Source organism: Rhodococcus sp. HNM0569 (assembly GCF_012726205.1).
Classification (GTDB): Bacteria; Actinomycetota; Actinomycetes; order Mycobacteriales; family Mycobacteriaceae; genus Rhodococcus_F.
The window spans coordinates 51,665-69,585 of sequence record NZ_JAASAE010000011.1; the positions used below are offsets into that span (position 1 = coordinate 51,665).

The 17,921-nt window shown below is 70.6% G+C and carries 17 protein-coding genes; 12 read left to right on the forward strand and 5 right to left on the reverse strand.

The window, feature by feature from the left end:
- Positions 1 to 126 precede the first annotated feature (126 nt).
- From hemL to HCA44_RS15280, 7 genes are read left to right on the forward strand one after another with little or no spacing between them, the layout of a single operon-like run.
- Positions 127 to 1,464 (forward strand): glutamate-1-semialdehyde 2,1-aminomutase, encoded by a 1,338-nt coding sequence (hemL, locus tag HCA44_RS15250; RefSeq protein WP_169649864.1) that lies wholly within the window; start codon positions 127 to 129, stop codon positions 1,462 to 1,464.
- A gap of 26 nt (positions 1,465 to 1,490) precedes the next feature.
- Complete coding sequence (locus tag HCA44_RS15255) at positions 1,491 to 2,096, forward strand: histidine phosphatase family protein (protein ID WP_169650027.1); 606 nt, start codon at positions 1,491 to 1,493, stop codon at positions 2,094 to 2,096.
- Positions 2,093 to 2,701, forward strand: a complete 609-nt coding sequence (locus HCA44_RS15260; RefSeq protein ID WP_169649866.1) for a TlpA disulfide reductase family protein — start codon at positions 2,093 to 2,095, stop codon at positions 2,699 to 2,701. The genes HCA44_RS15255 and HCA44_RS15260 overlap by 4 nt, the downstream gene beginning before the upstream one ends.
- Positions 2,702 to 2,718: 17 nt before the next feature.
- A complete protein-coding gene (locus HCA44_RS15265) occupies positions 2,719 to 3,567 on the forward strand; it encodes a cytochrome c biogenesis CcdA family protein (protein WP_169649868.1) in 849 nt (282 codons plus the stop codon).
- Positions 3,564 to 5,219, forward strand: coding sequence for a cytochrome c biogenesis protein ResB (locus HCA44_RS15270; RefSeq protein ID WP_169649870.1), 1,656 nt, complete (start codon positions 3,564 to 3,566; stop codon positions 5,217 to 5,219). The genes HCA44_RS15265 and HCA44_RS15270 overlap by 4 nt, the downstream gene beginning before the upstream one ends.
- Positions 5,216 to 6,211: a c-type cytochrome biogenesis protein CcsB gene (gene ccsB / locus HCA44_RS15275; protein WP_169649872.1), complete on the forward strand. Its 996-nt coding sequence runs from the start codon at positions 5,216 to 5,218 to the stop codon at positions 6,209 to 6,211. The genes HCA44_RS15270 and ccsB overlap by 4 nt, the downstream gene beginning before the upstream one ends.
- A 52-nt stretch (positions 6,212 to 6,263) precedes the next feature.
- A complete protein-coding gene (locus HCA44_RS15280) occupies positions 6,264 to 7,640 on the forward strand; it encodes a MinD/ParA family protein (protein ID WP_169649875.1) in 1,377 nt (458 codons plus the stop codon).
- Between the two features lie 79 nt (positions 7,641 to 7,719).
- Here HCA44_RS15280 and HCA44_RS15285 read toward each other — a convergent pair whose 3' ends face one another.
- Together HCA44_RS15285 and HCA44_RS15290 are read right to left on the reverse strand one after the other, a co-directional pair.
- Complete coding sequence (locus tag HCA44_RS15285; RefSeq protein WP_169649876.1) at positions 7,720 to 7,923, reverse strand: hypothetical protein; 204 nt, start codon at positions 7,921 to 7,923, stop codon at positions 7,720 to 7,722.
- Positions 7,924 to 8,056: 133 nt separating this feature from the next.
- Positions 8,057 to 8,269, reverse strand: coding sequence for a BldC family transcriptional regulator (locus HCA44_RS15290; RefSeq protein WP_169649878.1), 213 nt, complete (start codon positions 8,267 to 8,269; stop codon positions 8,057 to 8,059).
- 262 nt (positions 8,270 to 8,531) lie between these two features.
- On the opposite strand from HCA44_RS15290, the gene HCA44_RS21070 reads away from it, so the two are divergent.
- Positions 8,532 to 8,882, forward strand: a complete 351-nt coding sequence (locus tag HCA44_RS21070) for a DUF4229 domain-containing protein (RefSeq protein WP_169649880.1) — start codon at positions 8,532 to 8,534, stop codon at positions 8,880 to 8,882.
- Positions 8,879 to 9,976: a PLP-dependent cysteine synthase family protein gene (locus HCA44_RS15300; RefSeq protein WP_169649882.1), complete on the forward strand. Its 1,098-nt coding sequence runs from the start codon at positions 8,879 to 8,881 to the stop codon at positions 9,974 to 9,976. Before HCA44_RS21070 ends, HCA44_RS15300 begins: the two co-directional genes overlap by 4 nt.
- 3 nt (positions 9,977 to 9,979) lie before the next feature.
- On the opposite strand, the gene HCA44_RS15305 is transcribed toward HCA44_RS15300, so the two are convergent.
- A complete protein-coding gene (locus tag HCA44_RS15305; RefSeq protein WP_169649884.1) occupies positions 9,980 to 10,543 on the reverse strand; it encodes a GNAT family N-acetyltransferase in 564 nt (187 codons plus the stop codon).
- A 108-nt stretch (positions 10,544 to 10,651) separates the two neighbouring features.
- Here HCA44_RS15305 and HCA44_RS15310 point away from each other — a divergent pair, with 108 nt between their 5' ends.
- Positions 10,652 to 11,410, forward strand: a complete 759-nt coding sequence (locus tag HCA44_RS15310; RefSeq protein WP_169649886.1) for a lysophospholipid acyltransferase family protein — start codon at positions 10,652 to 10,654, stop codon at positions 11,408 to 11,410.
- Between the two features lie 82 nt (positions 11,411 to 11,492).
- Positions 11,493 to 11,888: a phage holin family protein gene (locus HCA44_RS15315; protein WP_169649888.1), complete on the forward strand. Its 396-nt coding sequence runs from the start codon at positions 11,493 to 11,495 to the stop codon at positions 11,886 to 11,888.
- Between the two features lie 16 nt (positions 11,889 to 11,904).
- On the opposite strand, the gene HCA44_RS15320 is transcribed toward HCA44_RS15315, so the two are convergent.
- Positions 11,905 to 12,774, reverse strand: coding sequence for a 1,4-dihydroxy-2-naphthoate polyprenyltransferase (locus tag HCA44_RS15320; RefSeq protein ID WP_169649890.1), 870 nt, complete (start codon positions 12,772 to 12,774; stop codon positions 11,905 to 11,907).
- On the opposite strand from HCA44_RS15320, the gene HCA44_RS15325 reads away from it, so the two are divergent.
- Positions 12,773 to 16,189: a BTAD domain-containing putative transcriptional regulator gene (locus HCA44_RS15325; RefSeq protein WP_169649892.1), complete on the forward strand. Its 3,417-nt coding sequence runs from the start codon at positions 12,773 to 12,775 to the stop codon at positions 16,187 to 16,189. The two genes, HCA44_RS15320 and HCA44_RS15325, sit on opposite strands and share 2 nt — an antisense overlap.
- A gap of 23 nt (positions 16,190 to 16,212) precedes the next feature.
- Here HCA44_RS15325 and HCA44_RS15330 read toward each other — a convergent pair whose 3' ends face one another.
- A complete protein-coding gene (locus tag HCA44_RS15330) occupies positions 16,213 to 17,763 on the reverse strand; it encodes a UDP-N-acetylmuramoyl-L-alanyl-D-glutamate--2,6-diaminopimelate ligase (RefSeq protein WP_169649893.1) in 1,551 nt (516 codons plus the stop codon).
- Positions 17,764 to 17,921 lie beyond the last annotated feature (158 nt).

The window sequence follows — 17,921 nt, forward strand, 5'->3', positions numbered from 1 at the left end:
GGCCGCTCGTGAGCACTTCGCGAGTGTGGGCACGCTTGTTTCGCGCACGGGTCGGGAGCCGGTGATCCTTGCCACCCACTACACCCTGTCGTTGGCAAATCGCGGCGAACTGGGACACTGGAACGCGTGACTGTGTCTCCCGGCGAATCCGAAGTGCGTACCGACCTGTCCGCCCGGCTGTTCGAGAGAGCCGAAGCCGTGACCCCGGGAGGCGTCAACTCCCCGGTCCGCGCGTTCGGTTCGGTCGGCGGTACCCCGCGGTTCGTGAAGTCGGCGTCCGGATACACGCTGGTCGACGTCGACGACAATCGCTACGTCGACCTCGTGTGCTCGTGGGGCCCGATGATCCTCGGACACGCGCACCCCACGGTCGTCGACGCGGTGCAGCGTGCCGCGTCGTCCGGGCTCTCGTTCGGTGCGCCGGCCGAGGGCGAGGTCCTGCTCGCCGAGGAGATCGTCTCGCGCGTCGCGCCCGTCGAGCAGGTGCGCCTGGTCAACTCGGGCACCGAAGCGACGATGAGTGCCGTGCGCCTCGCGCGTGGGGTCACCGGCCGCCCCAAGATCCTCAAGTTCGCCGGTTGCTATCACGGCCACGTCGACGCCCTGCTCGCCGACGCGGGCTCGGGGCTCGCGACCTTCGGTCTGCCCACGTCGCCCGGCGTCACGGGTGCGCAGGCCGAGGACACGATCGTCGTGCCGTACAACGACCTCGCCGCCGTCGAGGCCGCGTTCGCGGCGAACGACGGCGAGATCGCGTGTGTCGTCACCGAAGCCGCCGCGGGCAACATGGGTGCCGTCCCGCCGCTGCCCGGCTTCAACGCGGGCCTGCGGGACATCACGGCGAAGCACGGTGCGTTGCTGATCATGGACGAGGTCATGACGGGCTTCCGCGTGAGCGCGGCAGGCTGGTACGGCCTCGACCCCGTCCAGGCCGACCTGTTCACCTTCGGCAAGGTCATGAGCGGCGGCTTGCCCGCCGCTGCATTCGGCGGCCGCGCCGATGTCATGTCCCAGCTCGCCCCGAGCGGCCCCGTCTACCAGGCGGGCACGCTGTCCGGTAATCCCGTCGCGGTCGCCGCGGGTCTCGCGACGCTGCGCGCCGCCGACGCGTCCGTGTACGCCGCGCTCGACCGCCACGCCGCGACGCTCTCGCACCTCGTGTCCGACGCCCTCACCGGCGCGGGCGTGACCCACCACGTGCAGACCGCGGGCAACCTGTTCACGGTGTTCTTCACGGACGGGCCCGTCACGAACTACGCCGAGGCGAAGGCTGCGCAGACATGGCGCTTCGCGCCCTTCTTTCAGGAACTCCTCAGCCACGGCGTCTATGCTCCGCCCAGCGCGTTCGAGGCATGGTTCGTGTCCGCGGCACTCGACGACGACGCCTTTTCGATCATCGCCGACGCGCTGCCACATGCCGCACGCGCGGCGGCCGCCGCCCGAGGACCCGAGGACGCGAAGTGACCAGCGAAACCACCATCGTGCACGTGATGCGCCACGGCGAGGTGCACAACCCACGCGGCATCCTGTACGGGCGCCTGCCCGGATTCCGGTTGTCCGTGCGCGGTGAAGCGCAGGCCCGCGCCGTCGCGTCGATGCTCGGCCGCAACGACATCCGCTACGTCGCTGCGTCGCCGCTGCAGCGCGCGCAGGAGACCGCGACACCCATCGCGGGTGCCCACGGTCTCCCGATCGTCACCGACGACAACCTCATCGAAGCGGGCAACGACTTCGAAGGCCTCAAGGTGTCGGTCGGCGACGGCGCACTCAGCCGCCCTCGGCACTGGTGGAAGCTGCGCGACCCGTTCACACCGTCGTGGGGCGAGCCCTACCTGCAGATCGCGCATCGCATGCTCGCCGCGGTCGGCAACGCGCGCACCGCGGCCGCGGGGCACGAGGCGGTCGTCGTGAGCCACCAGCTTCCGGTGTGGACGCTGCGACGGTTCCTGCAGGGCGAGCGGTTGTGGCACGATCCGCGCACGCGCCAGTGCGCCCTCGCGTCGCTCACGTCCCTCGTGTACGACGGCGACACGCTCGTCGACATCGTGTACTCCGAACCCGCAGGCTCGTCCGATCCCACGGTGACCGGGGCATGACCGTTCGGCCCCGCACCGCGCTCGCTGCTCTGCTGGCCTCCGCGGCGCTCGTCGTCGCCGGATGCTCGAGCGGCGACGACGCCGTCGCACAGGGCGGCACGTTCGACTTCGTCTCGCCCGGCGGGCAGACCGAGATCTTCTACGATCCGCCCGCCGCGCGCGGGGACATCGGCGAGCTGTCCGGCCCGGACCTGATGAACGACGGCGAGACCGTCGGTGTCTCGGACTTTCCCGGCCAGGTCGTCGTGCTCAACGTGTGGGGCCAATGGTGCGGGCCGTGCCGCGCCGAGGCGAACGACCTCGAACAGGTCTACGAAGCCACCAAGGACTCCGGCGTCGCATTCCTCGGCATCAACGTGCGGGACAACGCGCAGGACAAGGCGCAGGACTTCGTGATCGACAACGGCGTGAGCTACCCGTCGATCTACGACCCGCCGATGCGCACGCTCATGGCGTTCGGCAAGGGCTACCCGACGAGCGTCGTGCCCACCACCATCGTGCTCGACCGGGACCATCGCGTGGCCGCGGTGTTCCTGAAAGAGCTTCTCGCCGAAGACCTTCAGCCGGTCGTCGAACGCCTCGCGCAGGAACAGCCGCAGGGCTGACGATGTCCGGATCGATCATGGCAGGCAACACCGACCTCTTCGCGGCGGGCGGCACCGACGTCTTCGCGGCAGGTGTGGGCGACGCGTTCGCGTCGACTGCGGCGTCGGGACCCCTCCTGCTCGCGCTCGGCGCCTGCGTGCTCGCCGGGCTCGTGTCCTTCGCGTCGCCGTGTGTCGTGCCCCTCGTGCCGGGCTACCTGTCGTATCTCGCGGGAATCGTGGGCGCCGACGCGCCCGCGGTCACCGCGACCGAGGCGTCCACCCGCACCAGGTCGCGGGGACGCTACCGCGTGGCAGGGGCCGCGGCGCTGTTCGTCGCCGGCTTCACCGTCGTGTTCGTGCTCGCGACGGCGTCGGTGTTCGGCGTCATCTCGGCGCTCACGGTCAACCGCGAGATCCTGATGCGCGTCGGCGGTGTCGTCACGATCGCGATGGGTCTCGTGTTCGTCGGCCTGGTGCCTGCACTGCAACGCGACACCCGCCTCGAACCGAGGCGCATCTCGAGCCTCGCGGGTGCGCCGCTGCTCGGCGCGGTGTTCGCGCTCGGGTGGACGCCGTGTCTCGGGCCGACCCTCGCAGGCGTCATCTCGCTCGCCGCGGGCACCGAGGGCGCGACCGCCGCACGTGGCGTCGCGCTCATCGTCGCGTACTGCGTGGGCCTCGGGCTTCCGTTCGTCGTGCTGGCCCTCGGGTCGGCGCGTGCCCTGCGTGGCGTCGGATGGCTCCGGCGTCACGCGCGTGTCGTACAGATCGTCGGCGGCATCATGCTCGTGCTCGTGGGTGTCGCCCTCGTGACCGGAGCGTGGGATCAGTTCGTCGGCTGGATCCGCGACGCCTTTATCTCGGAGGTGACCCTGCCGATATGACCGATACCGACACCGGAGAGAACCGAGTGCGCAGGCAAGGTCCCGGGGGACGGGCCGCCGCGTTCGTGCGCAACACGTGGCGCGGCCTCACGTCGATGAAGACGGCGCTCGTGCTGCTGTTCCTGCTCGCGCTCGCCGCGATCCCCGGTGCCTTGCTGCCGCAGCGCAGCCTCAACGAGGGCAAGGTCAACGAGTACATCGCCGACCGCGCGACGCTCGGACCGATCATGGACCGGCTCGAGTTGTTCGACGTGTTCGGCAGCTTCTGGTTCACCGCGATCTACGTGCTGCTGTTCGTGTCGCTCGTCGGCTGCATCCTGCCGCGCTGCATCGACCACGCGAAGGCGCTGCGCACCCCGCCGGTGCCTGCGCCGCGCAATCTCGCGCGCCTGCCGCACCACCGCGAGGCCGTCGTCGACGCGGAGCCCGCACAACTCGCCGACGGCATCCGTGGGCACCTGCGCGGCTGGCGCATCCAGACCCGCGAGGGCGGCGAGCGCGCCAAGCGTCCCGACGAGATCACGATCTCCGCCGAGAAGGGGTACTTCCGCGAAGTCGGCAACCTCGTGTTCCATCTGTCGCTCGTCGGCCTGCTCGTCACGATCGCGCTCGGCAAGCTGCTCGGCTACGAGGGCAATGTCATCGTCGTCGCGAACGGTGGCGCCGGGTTCTGCACCACCTCGCCCGCGGTGTTCGACTCGTTCCGCGCGGGCAATCTCGTCGACGGCACCGGCATGACCCCGATGTGCATCCAGGTGGAGGACTTCTCCGCGGACTACCTCGACAACGGCCAGGCCGAGATGTTCCGGTCGAACATCCGGTACCAGGCAGGCGACGACCTCGACAGCAACACGTGGCGCGACACCGAGATCCGTGTCAACCACCCGCTGCGCGTCGCGGGCGACCGCGTCTACCTGCAAGGCCACGGTTACGCGCCCACGTTCACCGTCACCTTCCCGAACGGCGAGACCCGCACCGAAACGCTGCAGTGGGCGCCGCAGGACGCCACGACCTTCCTGTCGAGCGGCGCGATGCGCTTCGACCCACCCGGCGGCGTGTACCCCGATGCGGAGGAGAGGCGAAAGAACCAGATCGCGATCGAGGGCCTGTTCGCACCGACCGCTGCGATGCACGGCACGCTGCTGTCGTCGAGCTTCCCCGCGATGAACGACCCGGCCGTCGCGATCGACATCTACAAGGGCGACACCGGACTCGACACCGGGATGCCGCAGCAGCTGTTCTCGCTCGACTCGTCGCTCGTCGACCAGGGGCGGCGCGGCAAACAGGACAGAGTCAACCTCTACCCAGGGGAGAGCGCGACCCTCGCCGACGGCACACAGGTGCGTTTCGACGGCGCCGTCGACTTCGCGAACCTGCAGGTGTCGCACGACCCGGCGCAGCAGTGGGTGCTCGTGTTCGCGCTCACCGCGATGGGCGGCCTGCTCGTGTCGCTGCTCGTCAAACGCCGCCGGATCTGGGCCCGGATCCACCCGTCGGATGCCTCGCCCGACGGAGCACGACGTACGGTAGTAGAGCTGGGTGGGCTCGCCCGGACCGATCAGGCCGGCTGGGGCGACGAGTTCGACCGACTCTGTGACCGCCTGCTGGCAGACCACACGACCACGCCTGAGTTGCAGGAGAGCAACCGATGACGATCAACGAGACGCTGTCGCAGTACAGCGACTTGGCCTTCGAATCCTCGTTCGCGGTCTTGGTGCTCGCGCTCGTGCTGCTGATCGTGCAGTACGCGTCGTCGCGCGCGGTCGCCGTGCAGGACAACGAGGCGAAGCGCGAGGCCGCCCTCGTCGCGGCGGGCGGCGGCGGAACCGCGGTTCCCGACGCGCCTGCGCCGGGACGTGTTGCAGAGGCTCCGCGGCGTTCGCTCGCCGACCGGTTCGGCAACATGGGTCGCGCGGTACTCCTCGTCGGCACGATCCTGATCCTCGCGTCGATCGTGCTGCGCGGCTTCGCCACCGAACGCTTCCCACTCGGCAACATGTACGAGTTCGTCGCGATGGCGTGCGCGGCCGCACTGGCCCTCGGCCTGGTTCTGCTGCGCAAGCCCGCATACCGGTCGCTGTGGGTCTTCCTGCTCGTGCCGGTGCTGATCCTGATGTTCCTCGCCGCGACCGTCCTGTACGCCGATGCGGCGCCCGTCGTGCCCGCGCTGCGGTCGTTCTGGTTGCCGATCCACGTCACGATCGTCAGCGTGGGCTCGGGCGTGTTCATGATCTCCGGCATCGCGAGCCTGCTGTACCTGCTGCGCATGCGGTACCAGAGTGGCACCGAAGGCGCTGGCCTGTTCGCGCGCATCGCGGAACGGCTGCCCGACGCGCAGACTCTCGACCGGCTCGCGTACAAGACCACGATCATCGGGTTCCCGCTGTTCGGCGCGGGTGTGATTCTCGGTGCGATCTGGGCCGAGGCGGCCTGGGGCCGCTTCTGGGGCTGGGACCCGAAGGAAACGGTGTCGTTCATCGCGTGGGTCATCTACGCGGCGTATCTGCACGCGCGTGCGACCTCCGGCTGGCGTGACACGAAGGCGGCGTGGATCAACGTGGCCGGTTTCGTCGCGATGCTGTTCAACCTGTTCATCATCAACATGGTGGTCTCGGGCCTGCACTCGTACGCGGGCCTCAACTAGCAGCCGGCGACAACTGGCAACCAGCGACCGAACCTCGAAGGGAGGCGTACCCATGGCCGACTCTTCCGGACCGGGCGACTCCGGAGCCGGCAGCGGTTCCGGACGCGAAGACCCACGCCCGGACGAGCGGCCGCGTAGGCCGCAGCCGGACGAGCGTGCACGGCCGTATGTCCAGCCGCCGCCCGGCCCGAACCCGTTCGCGCCGCCGGCCTGGAATCGGCAGGATGCTCCGCCGCAGCAGCCGGCACCGCCACCGCCACCACCACCGCAGACGCCGCCTCCGGCGCAGGGGCGACCGGCGCCGACCCAGCAGCCTCCTGGGCCCCCGCGCCCGGCCGCACCGCAGGGCGAGGCCACGCCGTCCCAGCAGTACCCGCCGCCCAGCCCGCAGCAGCCGCACCAGGCGCGGCAACCCTGGCCGCCGCCCGTCGACGAACCGGTCACAGATCCCGCCGAGCACGCGTACGACGGCGAACGATCGCAGTACACCGTGTCGTCCCGCGACCTGCCCTCGTCGCTGCTGCTGAAGAAGGCGAAGCCGGCGCCCACGAAGGGCTGGCGCAAGGCGATCTACCGCATCACCGGCCGACGGCTCAACCTCGGCAACAGCCGCAAGGAACAGCACCGGCTCGACCTCGTGAGCGAGGTCGACGCGCCGCTGCACGGGTGCTACAAGATCGCGCTGCTGAGCCTCAAAGGCGGTGTCGGCAAGACCACGATCACCGCGACCCTCGGGTCGACCTTCGCCACGCTGCGCGGCGACCGCGTGATCGCCGTCGATGCCAATCCCGATCGCGGCACACTGAGCCAGAAGATTCCGCTCGAGACCCCCGCGACGGTGCGCAACCTGCTCCGCGACGCCAAGACGATCGAGAAGTACAGCGACGTCAGGAGCTACACCTCGCAGTCGCGGCACCGGCTCGAGGTGCTCGCGTCCGACAGCGATCCCGCCGTGTCCGAGGCGTTCAGCGGCGACGACTACGCGCGGGCCGTCGCGCTGCTCGAGAAGTTCTACAGCATCGTGCTCACCGACTGCGGCACCGGACTGATGCACTCGGCGATGTCGTCGGTGCTGCACGAGGCGGACGCGATCGTCGTGGTCAGCTCGGGCTCGGTCGACGGTGTGCGCAGCGCGTCCGCGACGATGGACTGGCTCGACGCGCACGGTTACCGCGATCTCGTCGCGAAATCGGTCGCCGTGGTCAATGCGGTGCGTCCGCGCTCGGGGAAGGTCGACCTGCCGAAGGTCGTCGAGCACTTCGAGCAACGGTGCCGCGCCGTGTGCCTGATTCCGTTCGATCCGCATCTCGAGGAAGGCGCGGAGATCGAACTCGAGCGGTTGCGGCCCAAGACTCGTCACGCGCTGCTCGAACTCGCAGCCGCCGTGGCGGGCGACTTCTCAGCGCCGGGCGCGTTCTCCAAGCAGTAGCGACCCCACACGCGACGACGGCGGAGACCCGGGTGGGTCTCCGCCGTCGTGACGAACGGTGATTCGGTGGCTCAGCGGTTCAGTCGGTTTCGGGAGTGCCCGAGTCGCCTCGCTCGTCCGTGCGTCGCCGCTGCGTGTCGCGAGTGACGCGCCACAGGAACTCGGCGTCGTCGTCCGGGCCCTTGACCCGCGGCGGCACCGTGGACGACGGGCGCGGCCCGAACGCCTTCCACAGCAGTACGAGCACGGTCACCAGACCGATCAGGGCCAGCAGGTAGAGCACCCTGCACCTCCTCGCGCGACGGGACGCGGTACAGCACGAGGGTAACGCACCGGGGCACGGGCGTTCGTGGTCGTTTCGTCAGGGCAGGCCGACGGACCACGGTGTGGTCAGGGCCGAGCGGACCACGGTGTGGTCAGGGCCGAGCGGCCTCGGTGGTGAGGGAGCGGAGCAGCTGCATGACCTCGGCCTCGCGGAACCGGCGGTGGCCACCGGGCGTGCGCAGCGATCCGAGTCGGCCCGCGTGTGCCCATCGCGTGACGGTCTTGGGGTCGACGTGGAACAGCGCAGCCACCTGGCCAGGGGTCATCAGGGCATCGTTCTGTCCGTTGTAGGCGGGAGCGCTCACTTCGTGTCCTCCGAATCTCGCCGCCGGCGCGCGGGCCGACGTGTGCATCCAAACTGTGCTCCCGACCATCGTGGCACCGAGACCCCTGGTTACTCGACTTGTCTAATGTTGGTAAAGGGGAGGTAATGGACAAACTGGACAGGAAGAGCAGATCGGCTGGACAGGCAGTGCAGATCGGCTGGACAGGCAGTGCAGATCGGCTGGACAGTGGGCTGTCGGGCGAGGCGCGGGGCCGCGGCGCGTCGACAGGTACCCTGGTCACGTGAGTGAGTCGCCCGATCGTCAGTCCCGTTCCGCCACGAACAGCCCGGACGGGCAGCCCGTCACCAAGGGGCGGCTCGCAGGCGACCTGGCCCTCTACACGCTGGCGCGCCTGCTGCTCGTCGTGGTGATCGCGGCAGTCATTCTGTTCGGTGGCCGTGCCGTGGGCGTCGAGGTGCCGCTCCTCGTGGGTGCGATCTTCGCCGTCCTCATCGCGATGCCGCTGTCGCTCGTGCTGTTCTCGTCGCTGCGCCGTCGCGTCAACACCGCGATCGCCGGCTTCGACGCGCAGCGCCGCGCGGACCGCGAGCAGCTGCACGCGCGTCTGCGCGACCCGGGCGATCGCAAGTGAGCTCGGCGCCGGAGGTCGTCGACCACAGCGCACCGCGCGACTGGGTCGACAACGCGGTCCGGCTGATCAACGCCGACGCGCAGCGCAGCGCCGACACCCACCTGTTGCGGTACCCGCTGCCCGACGAGTGGGGCATCCAGCTCTACCTCAAGGACGAGTCGACGCACATCACAGGCAGCCTCAAGCATCGGCTCGCACGCTCGCTGTTCCTGTACTCGATCTGCAACGGATGGATCACCGAAGGCACACCGGTCATCGAGGCCTCGTCGGGTTCGACCGCAGTCAGCGAGGCGTACTTCGCGAAGCTGCTCGGGCTCGAGTTCGTCGCGGTGATGCCGCGCAGCACGAGCCGGGCGAAGATCGCGCTCATCGAGGCGCAGGGCGGCCGGTGCCACTTCATCGACCGCCCGCCCGAGATCTACACCGAGGCGCGCAGGCTCGCCGACGAGACCGGTGGTCACTATCTCGACCAGTTCACGCACGCCGAACGCGCGACGGACTGGCGCGGCAACAACAACATCGCCGAGTCGATCTTCCAGCAGATGCAGCAGGAAGCACATCCCGTGCCGGAGTGGCTCGTGATGAGCGCGGGCACCGGCGGCACCAGCGCGACGCTCGGCCGCTACATCCGCTACCGGCGTCATGCCACACGGCTGCTCGTCGTCGATCCCGAGAACTCGGCCTTTCTGGGCGGCTACGAGACCGGTTCGGCCGACTACGCGACGGGCATGCCGTCGCGCATCGAAGGCATCGGCCGTCCCCGCGTGGAACCGTCGTTCATCGGTCAGGTCATCGACCGCATGATGCGGGTGCCCGATGCGGCGTCGATCGCCGCGATGAGGCACACCGCGAATGCACTCGGCCGCAAGGTCGGCGGCTCGACCGGCACCAACATGTGGGGTGCGTTCAGCGTGGTCGGCGAGATGCGCGCGCAGGGGCGCACGGGCAGTGTCGTGACGGTGCTGTGCGACGGCGGCGAGCGGTACGCCGACACCTACTACAACGACGACTGGGTCCGCGAGCAGGGGCTCGACCTGACCGACCCGAGCGCGACTCTCGACGCATTCGTGGCGACGGGCCGCTGGAAGACCTGACGGTTACCCGGGCGGCGTCAGCTCGCGTTCGCGTCCGACCTCACCGGGGACGGCCACCGGGCGGGTCATGATCACGCGCGGCCAGAGCTCGGCGAGCCGTGACTCGCGTGCGCGTATCGCCTCGAGGCCCGGTGTGACGTCGGCGTCCGGCATCGTCGTGAACCCCAGCCTGCGGTAGTAGGGCGCATTCCACGGCACGTCGACGAATGTGGTGAGCGTGAGTCTGCGGATGCCCCGGCGTGCGGCCCACCGGCTCACGTGCTCGATCAGGCCTGCACCGAGCCCATGGTGGGCGTGATCGGGGTGGACCGACACCTGCTCGAGGTGCGCGCCGTCGTCGACGACGAACACGACCGCGTACGCGACGGGCCGATCGCCTGCGACCCGGACGTCGGGGTGATCGTGCACCCACACGTGACCGTCGTGCATCGCGTGTGTGAACTCGGCGACGGTGGGTGGCGGATCGTCCGCCACCGCGTCCATCCCGAGGGCGCGAAAGGGTGAACCGGCAGCGACTTCGATGTCGCGGAGGGTGGAGATGTCCTTCGGTGTGGCCGGGCGGATCACTCGTCCGTTCTACCCGATTCGAGTGCCGACGTGCGAGAGCCCGGCGAAGATCCGGACCCTACGTTGTCGTAACCTACGAATCCGTAGGTTCAGGACGGAAGGTGGCTCATGGCGGCGCGACCCGAGGTGACTCTCGACAACCAGGACGCGGTGTACGACTTCTACGCCGTGCACCGGCAGAACGTGCCGCTCGCGCGCGCCGCGTACGCACTGCTCGGGCGGCGGTTCCGGCCCCGCGTCGCGTACGCACCCGGCGCCGCCGCGGGCATCCGTGCGGCGCTGCAGGTGCACCGGCCGTTCGTCGTCGCGGTCAACCATCTGACCGAGAACGATCCGTACGTCCTGGCGGCGGCGGCCTGGCGCAGCGCACTGCGCCCGATCGTCGGCCGCACGCGTGTGCTCGCCAAGGACGAGCTCTTCCGTGAACCCGCACTGCGCAGGCGCATCGACCTGATGGGCGGCATCCCCGTCTTCCGCGGCAAGAACCACGGGATGCGGGCCGTCGCGGATGCGGGGCGTCGCATGATGGATGTCGGGGCCGAACGGGTCGCGGCGGGCGACAGCCTCGCGATCTTCCCCGAAGGCACATGCAATCTCGGCGATCCCGCGGTGCTCACCGACATCAACTCGGGCATCGGTCACATCGCGATGCGCGCCGCCAAGCGCGGTGCGACGCCGGTGCTGCTGTCGATCGGGCTCTCGTACGGACCCGAATCCGCGTACGGCCGCCCGCGCGAGGCGGTTCGCGAGGCGAGCGTGTTCCTCGGCGCGCCGCTGTTCGAGTTCGGCGCTCGACCGGCCGAGATCACCCGCACCGTCGCGGCCGATCTGCAAGCGGCGGTCGACGGGGCCGCCGCGCGGTGGTGAGCGTGCGGGCCGCACTCTCGTTCGCCGTGTGGGCCGCACTCTCATTCGCCCAGCATGGTGCGCGTGTGCCAGCATGCACGCCATGAGCTTCTTGATACGGCTGGTCATCAACGCGCTCGCGATCTGGCTCGCGTCGGCGTGGCTCGCGGGCATCCAGATCGCGACCACAGGTCAGGACGGCGGTGTTCAGGGCACCGGCGGCGACGTGCTCGTGTTGTTGTTCGTCGCGCTCGTCTTCACCGTGGTCAACGCGTTCGTCAAGCCGATCGTCAAGCTGCTGTCGTTCCCGCTGCTCATCGTCACGCTCGGGTTGTTCACGCTCGTGATCAATGCGCTGATGCTCATGCTCACGGCGTGGATCTCGTCGCAGACCGAATACGGTCTTACCGTCGACGGGTTCTGGACCGCGGTGTGGGGCGCCCTCATCATCTCGGTGGTCAACTTCGTGCTCAGCGCGCTGGTCCCGGACAAGAACTGAGGCCGGGGCCGGCGGCTCAGCCGACGGCCAGTGCGATGCCCGTCGCGGCGCCCCACACGAGCATCGCGAGGCCCGAGTCGCGTAGCGCGGGGATCAGTTCGAGTCCGTGCCTGCCGCCGCGCACCGGTGCGTTCGCGCGCCATGCGAACGGCAACGCGAGCAGGCCGAGCAGGGCCCACGGGGTGCGCACGATCAGGACGAGGGTCGCGACGAACGGCACGCTCACGAGCGCCAGGTGCAGCATGCGCGTCTTCGCGTCGCCGATGCGCACCGCGAGTGTGCGCTTGCCGGTCTCGGTGTCGCTCGGGATGTCGCGGAGGTTGTTCGCGACCAGCACGGCGCACGAGAGCGCGCCGAGCGCGACGGCTGCGGCGAGTCCCGCCCAGTCGACCCGCTCGGCCTGCACGAACTGTGTGCCGAGCACCGCGACGAGGCCGAAGAACACGAACACGGCGATCTCGCCGAGCCCGTTGTAGCCGTACGGGGTGCGGCCGCCGGTGTAGTACCAGGCGCCGAGGATGCACACCACGCCCACGACGACGAGCCACCACGCGGTGGTGACGGCGAGGACGAGGCCGGCGACGGCGGCGACCGAGAACGACGCGAGCGCGGCGACCTTCACGGCGCCCGGCGACGCGGCCTTCGATCCGACGAGCCGCATCGGCCCGACGCGTTCGTCGTCGGTGCCGCGGATCCCGTCGGAGTAGTCGTTCGCGTAGTTGACGCCGATGTTGAGCGCGAGCGAGACCACGAGCGCGAGAACGGCCTTCCACCACACCGCGCCGTCGAGCGACGCGGCCGCGCCGGTACCGGCGAGGACGGGCGCGATCGCGTTCGGGAGGGTGCGCGGACGTGCGCCTTCGATCCACTGTGCAGCGGTTGCCATGACTCGATCTTCGCAGCGTCGCGGTTCGCACCGGCGCGCGGGCACGCCCGGCGTGTGGTGCCATACGATCGACGACGGTGAGCAGTACATGAGTCTCGACGCGGTGCGCGACGGCGACGTACGCATCGACGTCGCCCTGCTGGGTGACGTCGCGACTCGTCGTACCGTGGGGTCGGCCACCGCGGACGAGTTGGTCGCGGTGCCCGGCATCCGGGCCCGCAGCCTGCTCGCGGCACTCGCGCGCACCCCCGGCCGGGTGCGATCGGCTGCGGCGCTCGTCGACGAGGTGTGGGGCGACCGGCCGCCGAAGTCTCCCGGCAATGCGCTGCACACGCAGATCTCGCGGCTGCGCGCGGTGCTGCCGCGCGACGTCCTCGAGAGTGTCGGGTCCGGATACCGGCTGCGACTGCCGCGCGCCGCGGTCGATCTCGCGGTCGCCGAGGACGCCGCCGACGAGTGGGACCGCACCGCGTCGGTGCCGCTGGGGCGCCTGCGCTCGGCGCTCGCGTTGTGGCGTGGCGAGCCGGGCACCGATCTGACACCAGGGGCCGCCGCCGACGAACTGACCGAAACCGCGGCGCGTGTGCACGAACGGCTCGAGGCCGCGGAGATCGACGCCCTGCTCGCCGCGGGCGAGACCGCCGAAGCGGTGTCGCGGGCCGTCGTGCGGGTCGAACGGCGGCCGTGGGACGAGCAGGCCGTCGGGCACGCGATGCTCGCGCTCGCGCGGTCGGGCCGCAGCACCGACGGGCTCGCGCTGTTCGCGCAGTACCGACGGTCCGTCGCCGACCGGATGGGCGCAGACCCGTCGCCCGTGCTGGTCGACCTCAACGCACAGATCCTGCGCGGTGACGTCGACGGTCCGGCGGCCCCGGTCCGTCCCGCATCGGCCGGCCCGCAACCGGAGCAGTCCGTGCTCGCCCCGGCGCCGCGCGGCTCCGCTGTCGGGCTGCGGGCGGCACCGAATGCGTTGCTCGGCCGCGACGACGATCTCGCCGCGCTCGACACACTGCTCGCCGCCGCGCGCGTCGTCACGGTGCTCGGGCCCGGCGGAACCGGCAAGACCCGGCTCGTCAACGAACTGGGTCGTCGCGTCGCGGAGAAGGAGTCGGTGGCACTCGTCGAACTCGCGTCGCTGCGCAGCGGTGAGGACGTGCTGGCGGCGGTCAGCGCGACCCTCGGGCTCAGCGAGGTCGATCTCGCGCCCGGGCGCACGATCGGTCGCCTGCACTCGGCACGCGACCGCCTGCGGTCCGAACTGCGCGGTCGTTCGCTGCTGTTGATCCTGGACAACTGCGAGCACGTCGGCGATTCTGTGGCCGACCTCGTGGCCGACCTCGTGAGCGCCGCGGAACAGCTCACCGTGCTCACGACGAGCCGGTCGCCGCTGCATCTCGGTGCGGAGGTCGTCTACCCGCTCGCGCCTCTCGGCTATGCGGACGCGGACGCGCCCGCGGTGCTGCTGTTCGAGAGCCGAGCCCGTGCGGTGCGGCCGTCGGCGTCCCTCGATCCCGCCGTCGTGCAACGTATCTGCCGCACACTGGACGGTTTGCCGCTCGCGCTCGAGCTCGCGGCGGCGCGGGTGCGCACCATGAGCCTCGAGGAGATCGCGGACCGGCTCGCCGACCGTTTCGCGCTGTTGCGCTCGCACGACCGCACGTCGCCCGAGCGGCACCGCACCCTGCACGCCGTGATCGACTGGAGCTGGCAGCTGCTCGGCGAGCACGAGCAGATCGTGCTGCGCAGGCTGTGCCGATTCCCGGCGGGTTTCACGGCTGAGGCCGCACGTGCCGTCGCGGACTGGGGCGACCTGGCCGGCGCGTTCGGCGACCCCGTCGACAGCGCGCTCGAAGGGCTCGTGAACCAGTCGCTGCTGACCGTCGTCGACGCCGACGCGCCCGACGGCAGTCCCACGATCCGCTACCTCATGCTCGAAACGGTGCGCGAGTACGGCGAGATGCGACTGGCGGATGCCGAGGCAGGGGAGAGTGACGAGGTGTACCGCCGCCAGGCGGCATGGGCTCGCGCGTTCGCCGACCGGGCCATCGCCTCAGCATGGGACGACGAACTGCAGGGGCTGCGCTCCGTCGACGCCGACCACGACAACCTGCTTGCGGTGCTACGGCAGGCTGTGGCATCGGAGGATGCCGTCACCACCGCGTCGACGTTCGCGGTGCTCGCGGCGCTGTGGTCGGTGCGAGGCGCGCACTCCGAGGTCATCACCTGGACGTCGCGCGTGCTCGAGGTCCTCGAGAACGGCGACCTTGCACCGGGATCCGACGATTCGATCGTGACCGTGTGGCTTCTGCTCGGCCCGCATGTCGTGTTCGCGGAGGTGCCCCGTGGGCAGGCTCGGGTGCGCCTCGCGCTCCGGCGCCGGGTGCGCGCACATCCGCCACGTCGCGCGATCCTGCGGTTTCTCGTCGACCTCGTGCTCGCGATCGGCAAGCCTGTACGGGTGGGCCGGACCGTCGCCGAGGGCGTCCGCTCCGACGACCCCGTGACACGGATGGCGGCGCTCGCCACGCGCGCCCACCTGCGCGAGAACCTGGGCGACGTCGAGGGGGCGCTGCGTGACGGGTGGCTCGGTGTCGAGGCGAGCCGCGAAGCGGGCGGGATCTGGTCGCGTGCTGTCGCATTCCAGTTCGTCGGGTCGATGCTCGGGCAGACGGGCAATCCCGGCGATGCGGCCGAGTACTACGCCGAGGCGGCCGTGGCGCTCGACGCTCTCGGCGCCGTCGACGAGGCACGTCAGTTGCACAGCTACCGTGCGTCGTCGCTGATCTCCGCGGGCCGCGTCGACGACGCGCGTGCACTGCTCCGCGCGGTGGTCGACGACCCGGGGCCGGCCGATCCGCGCGATCTCGAGCAGAGCCGCGCCGCGCTCGTCGCCACCCTCGCCGAGGCGGACCTCGCGGACGGGGACGTCGAGCGTGGTCTCGCCGGCTACCGCGAAGCGCTCGCCGTCGTCGAGTCGCAGGTCTTCGAGGACACCTACGGCGATCCCTTCGGTCTGCTCGTGGCGGCGTCGGCGATCGCGGCGTTCGTGCTCGCGGGCCGCGCGGGCGAGGTGCGCGAGCTCACCGCCCGTACCGTGCGGGCCACCGTGGGGCGCAAGGACCGGCCGGACTTCGTCGACCGCCCGCTCACCGGCGCGGTCGTGGTCGCCGTCGGCGGTGCGCTGGTCGCGTCCGGCCGCGAGGATGCAGGCCTCGAACTGCTCGCGCTGGGCGTCACCGGGGGTGGACGGCAGGACTTCGGCATGCTGCGTCACGACGCCCAGATCGCGGCCGCGGCGGAGGTTGTCGGCGAATCACGATGGCGCGAAGCATATTCGAGGGCACGCGGTCTCTCGCGTGTCGCCCGGTGGGATCGCACCCTTGCCGCGCTCGGCGAGGTCGCCTGCACCCTGTGAGCGCCCGGCCCGCGGTCGCGATGTCACATCCTGCGCATCGACGAGCGCACATCGTGTGACATCGTGTCCGGCGGGCGAGTGGCGGCGATCGCGTCGGCGAGCTCGATGCGATCGTCGAAACGCACTGGGCGCGAGCCGAAGTACTGCCATTGGTCGCTGCCGCGTCCGGTGACGACGACGGTGTCGCCCGCGTCGGCGAGGCTTGTCGCGAGGCGCATCGCGGTGCGCCGGTCGGGCTCCTCGACGACGACGGCGTGCGCGGCGCTGTGGACACCTGCGAGCATGTCGGCCCGCAGGGTGGCCGGGTCCTCGCCGTACGGATTCTCGTCGGTGACGATCACGAGGTCCGCGTAGCGGCCCGCGAGCCGACCGAAGGGGCGGCGTTTGCCGCGATCGCGTTCGCCGGTCGTGCCGGTCACCATGATGAGCCGCCCCGGCGTGCGCTCGCGCAGATACGGCAGCATCGCGCGGGCACCGGCGGCATTGTGCATGTAGTCGACGAGCGCGGTGAAGGGCTGGCCGCAGTACACGGGTTCGCACCGACCGGGCACACCCGGCAGCCGGGAGATCGCGTCGGCGGCGGCGACGACGTCGCGGCCCGCCGCCACCGCCGCAGCGAGGGCGACCAGCGCGTTGGGCACCTGATGGGGTCCACTGAGCCGCAGGCGTACGGGAGCGTCGCCCGCCGGGGTGCGCGCGGTGAACCGGTACGCGCCGTGCGGTCCGGCCTCGAGATCGGTCGCGCACACGTCGGCCGATCGGTCGGTGGGCGAGCACGTCCACGTCGGCACCCGAGTCTGCGCTGCCAGCCGCCTGCCGTACCGATCGGTGACACCGACTACCGCGAGGTCGGTGCGTTCCGGAACGAACAGCGACGCCTTCGCCCGGAAGTAGGCGTCCATCGTGTGGTGGAAGTCGAGGTGGTCGCGGCTCAGGTTGGTGAAGGCCGCGACACGGAAGTGCACGCCGTCCACCCGCTGCTGCACGAGCGCGTGCGAGGACACCTCGAGCGCCGCGGCGGTGCGGCCGTCGTCGAGGAACCGTCGCAGAGTGCGTTGCAGAACCGTTGCCTCGGGTGTCGTGCGCTCGGGGCGCACCGGCTCGCCCGTCACCGCCGCACCCGACGCGAGACCGGCAGGTGCCTGGGCGTCGAGCGCGGTGTGCAGGAAGTGGGTCGTGCTGGTCTTGCCGTTCGTGCCGGTCACCCCGAACACCTGCAGCTGCCGGGACGGCTCGCCGTGGAACCACGAGGCGAGCGGCCCCGCGATGCGGCGCGCGTCCTCGACGACCACGGTGGGCAGGTGTCGTGCGGGCCGATCGCTCACCGCCGCGACGGCACCCGCGTCGACGACGTCGTCCTCGAAGTCGAGCCCGTGCCGGTGCGCCCCGGCGACCGCGAGATACGCGTCGCCGGGGGACACCGTGCGCGAATCGTCGACGAGATCGTGAAGGGCGAGGTCGTGAAGGGCGAGGTCGTGAAGGGCGCCGTCCGACCTGTCGATCGCGTTCTGCGAGCCCCCGACGACGGGGGCCCGCAGAAATGCCGCAAGGTCGGCGATCGTTCGCGCCTGCAACGAACCTCCCGCTCAGCCCGGCGCAGGGGTGATCGGGGCCCCGCCCTCCGCGGCGGTCGGGCGGTCGAGGACGGCGAGCGACTCCGCGGTCGGCAGCAGTCGGTGGGCATCCATGGGAGGGGGATACCCGTGACCTGCGAGTCGAACCGTGGTCGCCG

What these genes read in the sequence shown, in the direction of transcription:
- HCA44_RS15325 (WP_169649892.1), top strand. Translation starts at nt 12,773, where the DNA reads ATGACTCGATCTTCGCAGCGTCGCGGTTCGCACCGGCGCGCGGGCACG.
- HCA44_RS15255 (WP_169650027.1), top strand. Translation starts at nt 1,491, where the DNA reads ATGCGCCACGGCGAGGTGCACAACCCACGCGGCATCCTGTACGGGCGC.
- HCA44_RS15320 (WP_169649890.1), bottom strand. Translation starts at nt 12,774, where the DNA reads ATGGCAACCGCTGCACAGTGGATCGAAGGCGCACGTCCGCGCACCCTC.
- HCA44_RS15315 (WP_169649888.1), top strand. Translation starts at nt 11,493, where the DNA reads ATGAGCTTCTTGATACGGCTGGTCATCAACGCGCTCGCGATCTGGCTC.
- HCA44_RS15280 (WP_169649875.1), top strand. Translation starts at nt 6,264, where the DNA reads ATGGCCGACTCTTCCGGACCGGGCGACTCCGGAGCCGGCAGCGGTTCC.
- ccsB (WP_169649872.1), top strand. Translation starts at nt 5,216, where the DNA reads ATGACGATCAACGAGACGCTGTCGCAGTACAGCGACTTGGCCTTCGAA.
- HCA44_RS15310 (WP_169649886.1), top strand. Translation starts at nt 10,652, where the DNA reads ATGGCGGCGCGACCCGAGGTGACTCTCGACAACCAGGACGCGGTGTAC.
- HCA44_RS15260 (WP_169649866.1), top strand. Translation starts at nt 2,093, where the DNA reads ATGACCGTTCGGCCCCGCACCGCGCTCGCTGCTCTGCTGGCCTCCGCG.
- HCA44_RS15270 (WP_169649870.1), top strand. Translation starts at nt 3,564, where the DNA reads ATGACCGATACCGACACCGGAGAGAACCGAGTGCGCAGGCAAGGTCCC.
- HCA44_RS15265 (WP_169649868.1), top strand. Translation starts at nt 2,719, where the DNA reads ATGGCAGGCAACACCGACCTCTTCGCGGCGGGCGGCACCGACGTCTTC.